Source organism: Piscirickettsia litoralis, assembly GCF_001720395.1.
Taxonomy (GTDB): Bacteria; Pseudomonadota; Gammaproteobacteria; order Piscirickettsiales; family Piscirickettsiaceae; genus Piscirickettsia; species Piscirickettsia litoralis.
In genome coordinates this window covers 361,942-366,404 of record NZ_MDTU01000001.1, presented here as the reverse complement: position 1 = coordinate 366,404, position 4,463 = coordinate 361,942, and the positions used below count along the sequence as shown (strand labels likewise).

General features: G+C 38.3%; 4 protein-coding genes. 3 read left to right on the top strand and 1 reads right to left on the bottom strand.

Annotated elements, in window-relative coordinates; translation table 11 throughout:
• On the bottom strand, positions 1-755 hold a 755-nt coding region (locus BGC07_RS01675), incomplete at its 3' end, for a LysR family transcriptional regulator (protein ID WP_069311708.1).
• A 146-nt stretch (positions 756-901) separates the two neighbouring features.
• On the opposite strand from BGC07_RS01675, the gene BGC07_RS01670 reads away from it, so the two are divergent.
• The 3 genes from BGC07_RS01670 to BGC07_RS01660 all read left to right on the top strand — a co-directional run bounded on the left by BGC07_RS01670 (position 902) and on the right by BGC07_RS01660 (position 4,254).
• Complete coding sequence (locus BGC07_RS01670; protein WP_069311707.1) at positions 902-2,128, top strand: Bcr/CflA family efflux MFS transporter; 1,227 nt, start codon at positions 902-904, stop codon at positions 2,126-2,128.
• Positions 2,129-2,261: 133 nt separating this feature from the next.
• The gene (locus BGC07_RS01665) at positions 2,262-2,738 is read left to right on the top strand and encodes a DUF4442 domain-containing protein (RefSeq protein ID WP_069311706.1); all 477 of its coding nucleotides are present in this window, start codon (positions 2,262-2,264) and stop codon (positions 2,736-2,738) included.
• A 106-nt stretch (positions 2,739-2,844) separates the two neighbouring features.
• Positions 2,845-4,254: a protein adenylyltransferase SelO gene (locus BGC07_RS01660; protein WP_077216694.1), complete on the top strand. Its 1,410-nt coding sequence runs from the start codon at positions 2,845-2,847 to the stop codon at positions 4,252-4,254.
• The last annotated feature ends 209 nt before the right edge of the window (positions 4,255-4,463 follow it).

The window sequence follows — 4,463 nt, the reverse complement described above, 5'->3', positions numbered from 1 at the left end:
GCGATTAATGTGGTTGTTGTCAGTAAATAGGGCGTATTTTTTAATGCATGTAGGGCAGGTAACATATGAGATAAAGTAATAATGGCGTTGCGCTGGTGGCCTAGTTGCTTTAACCGAGTATCAATCCGACTTTGAAAGGGGGCTTCTGGAAAAACAACAACCATATGTTGAGCCTGTAAATACTCATCTAATTGTAAAGGCCGCTGCATGAGTGGGTGATCTTTGTCTGCTAAGCAAGCGGTTCTGTCAATAAAGAGGGCTTCAGAATCGAGTGCTTCTGATTTCTTGTCAAAAGTGACACCTATGCCTAAATCAAGTTGTTTTTCGATAAAAGGTTCTTTGCGGTCTAAGCCATTTAGGTGTTTTATTTTTAGGCGAATCCCGGGTGCTTCAATGCTCAATAAAGGGAGTAATTTAGGTAAGACTATAAACTCGGCATAATCAGACATGCCGATGTAGAAAGTACGTGTTGATGTCTTTGGATTAAATTCAGTTGGAGCAACCAATTGGTTAATTTGTTGTAGAACTTGCTTGATTTTTGGCTGTAATGCAGCTGCTTTGGGTGTGATTGTCATCGCTTTGCCATCGCGTACTAGAAGTGGATCATTAAAGAGTAAGCGCAATTGAGCAAGTATAGCACTCATGGCTGATTGGCTAATATGAATCCGTTCTCCGGCACGAGTGACATGCTTTTCTGTAATCAAGGCATCTAAAGCGACGATGAGGTTTAAGTTGATTCTGCTGAGATCTGTCATGGTGAATAACCGTGCAACTGTTTGTTATTAACAATAAATATTCAATCATTTAAATAATCAATGATTGATATCCAAATAATCCATTTCATAAATGATTCTAGAGCTTCTATGATCAACAGGCAAGTTATCTTAAGGCGAGATTTTACGTGGTGGCATTAGTATTTAGAAACTCTCATTTTATAACGATCGTTATTATGATCATGGCGGCGATGCTGGGTTTATTGCCGACAGACATTTATGCGCCAGTGTTACCGATGTTGATCTTAGTTTTTCATGCATCCCACACACAAATTCAACTCTCGATGACTGTGTTTTTGATAGGGTTAAGTTCAACGCAATTACTGGCTGGATTGTTGTCCGATTATTATGGTCGTAAGCCCATTATGATTATAGGGTTACTTGGCTTTATTCTGGGGTCTGTCATCTGTTTTTATGCCATTTCTATCGATTTTTTGTTAATGGGTCGGACGATTCAGGGTATTGGTGCAGGTGCAACGGCAGTATTATCAAGAGTCTTGTTAAGGGATTTATTTTCGGGAGTAGAAATAGCTCGAATCGGTTCCTATGTGGCGGCTTTCATTGGCTTAACTCCTGCGATGGCACCGATATTAGGAGGTTTTGTTCAAGAATTATACGGCTTTTCAGCGATCTTTATCCTATTGTTGCTGTTCGCTACTGCTTTGTTGGCTTTAATTTTGATTTTTTTACCAGAGACGAACTTAAATCAGCATCGGCGAGTTTTTTTAAATAAAAGCCATTCGTCGCATTTAACATTTCGTCATAGTGTATCAATGTATCAGCAAGTATTAACTTCAAAAGTATTTTGGCTCAATGTGACGGCATCAGCGTGTGCGCTATCGACGATAGTGGTGTTAGCAATAATAAATCCTTACTTATTTTTTAAATTATTTAACTTGTCGACTTCTCAGTATGGTGTTTGGGCGGCAGTTTCGATGCTCGGCATGTTTTTAGGGATGATCGTCAACAGTGTGCTAGTCACTCGTTTTTCGATGAAAAGCATAATGGGTTTGGGTATGGGGATAATTACTATAAGTGGGCTATTTTTTAATGTAGTTTATTTGTTTTCTATCAGTGAATTAGGGGTGATGGTGCTTTTGACGGCTACAGCAACATTAGGCGCTGCTTTTATCTTGCCGAACGCTGTGGTTGGTGCCTTTATGCCTTTTGAAAAGATAGCAGGGACTGCAGGTGCGGTTTACGGCAGTTTACAGATGTTGATTACTGGGCTAATCACCGTATTTATTGCCTTACTTTCATCGTATCAAGTTTCCACACTTGGCCTGATTTTAATCGGCTTAGGTGTATTTCCCTTATTGCTGTTCATTCACGAAACTAAAAGGCTGGGTGAGTAAACGTTAGGAAGTTTTACTAGTATCTTAACCTTATCTTTGAGTGTAATATAATAGAACGATCTGTCAATTATGGTTAAATTGAAAGTCGTTAATGTTAGAGTAATATATTACATTTGAGTGGGTTAAGCTGTTTATGAAGAAAAAAGTTGCTGCGGGCCTTATGCACCCAAAGGTTTTGCCTTATTTATTTAGGCTATGGCCGCCTTATTGGGGAACAGGAATTCACATTGATCATATTGCCAGTGATTTTCGTGAAATGCGTGTCAGTATGAAGTTGCGCTTTTATAATAAAAACTATGTCGGCATTCATTTTGGTGGCAGCCTGTACAGCATGACAGACCCTTTTTATGTATTGATGCTGGTGCGCATTCTAGGCTCTCAATATAAAATTTTAGACCAGTCGGCTCAAATTACTTATTTAAAGCCAGGCGTTGGAACGGTATGTGCAAATTTCAAACTCAATGATGAAATTTTAGATAACGTGAAAGAACATGCTGAATCAGGAGAGAAGTATTTGTTGACCTTGCCGGTTGATATTATTGATGGACAAGGTGATATTGTTGCTCAGATAGAGAAAACCATTTATATTCGTCGTCGTAGGCGAGACTAAAATGGAAGGTATCGGTTTTTTCAAAAAAAAATTTATAGTCGGGTATTATTTAAACATGGCATATATACTGTGAAACTTTTAACTTCTCGATTTAGCCAGTTGGGTAATCGTTTTTATCATAAAGAAACAATTAGCCCTTTTAAAAAATATTCAGCTTGTGCACAGTAATGACAAGCTCTGTCAGGAATTTGGTTTTGATAGTCAAGGTTTATCACAATGTTTGCCTTATTTTAATGGTGAGAAATTGTGGCAGCAGGCAGACTATTTATCGATGGTTTACAGTGGCCATCAGTTTGGTATATACGTGCCGCGTTTAGGCGATGGCCGTGCTATTTTGCTCGGTGAGATTAAAAATAACGATCAAGAGCGTTGGCAATTACAACTTAAAGGCTCTGGACAGACCAAATACTCTCGGCAAGGAGATGGCCGTGCGGTATTGCGTTCGAGTATTCGTGAGTATTTAGCCTCAGAAGCTCTTTTCCACTTGGGTATTCCAACAACAAGGGCCTTGGCTGTGATGAGCAGTGACGAAGCTGTTTATCGTGAGCGGCCTGAGTCTGGTGCTTTACTCATTAGAGCAACTCCATCCCTTATTCGTTTTGGTAGTTTCGAGTACTTTTTTTATACGGATCAGCATGATTGTTTAAAGCAGTTGGCAGATCATGTGATTCAAGATTATTATCCAGAGTGTTTAAAAGAAGAAAATCCCTATGCTAAATTATTACTAAATATAGTTCGGCGTACAGCAACATTAATTGCACTATGGCAAGTGTATGGTTTTAATCATGGTGTGATGAATACGGATAATATGTCGATTCTAGGTGAAACTTTTGATTATGGCCCCTATGCGTTTTTAGATGATTATATTCCAGGGTTTATTTGCAATCACTCAGATCATGCAGGTCGCTATGCTTTTAATCAGCAGGCAGATGTTGGTCTGTGGAATTTAAATGCTTTGGCTCATGCGCTTTCACCATTAATCGCTCATGATGATATTGTTTTTGCACTAAAGCACTATGAGCTGGTATTTTCCCAAACATATTTTACTAAATTAGCTGCGCGTTTTGGCATCGCTGAAATTAATCGAGAGTCACAAGAATTAATGCTCGCAGGGCTGACCGTTTTAGAGGAGTTAAAAGCAGATTATCACCATTTTTTTAGAGCATTAAGTCATGCTGTTGCTAATGATGATTTTGATCTTAAAAAAATCACACAGAGCTCGAGAGAGTGTGAAAAAAGTAAATTATGGTTAAATGCCTATGAAAAGTTGATTAAGCAGCAAAATCTATCAATGGCGGATAGCGGTCAGGCTATGCTTGCAGTGAATCCAAAATATATCCTAAGAACCTATTTGATGGATACTGCGATAGAAAAAGCTGAGCAGGGTGACTTTTCAGAAGTGAATAACCTTATGAATTGTTTAAGCCAGCCTTACGCTGAGCAACCTGAATATGAACATTATGCTACAGCTGTGCCTGAGTGGGGTAAGAAGCTTGTATTAAGCTGTTCTTCTTGAGAGACTACTTATTTAAATAAAAGCGGATGTGTTTTAGATAGATAAAATATAAGAATATTCATGACTGATTTCTCCTTTAAAATAATCCGCATTTTCGTGATACTTTTTGATAGGCAAATCCTAGAGATTTAATTAAAGCAATAGACGCATGATTTCTTGTGTCTATTCTCGCTTCAATATATTTTATCTGCCAAGTTGTAAATAAGTCA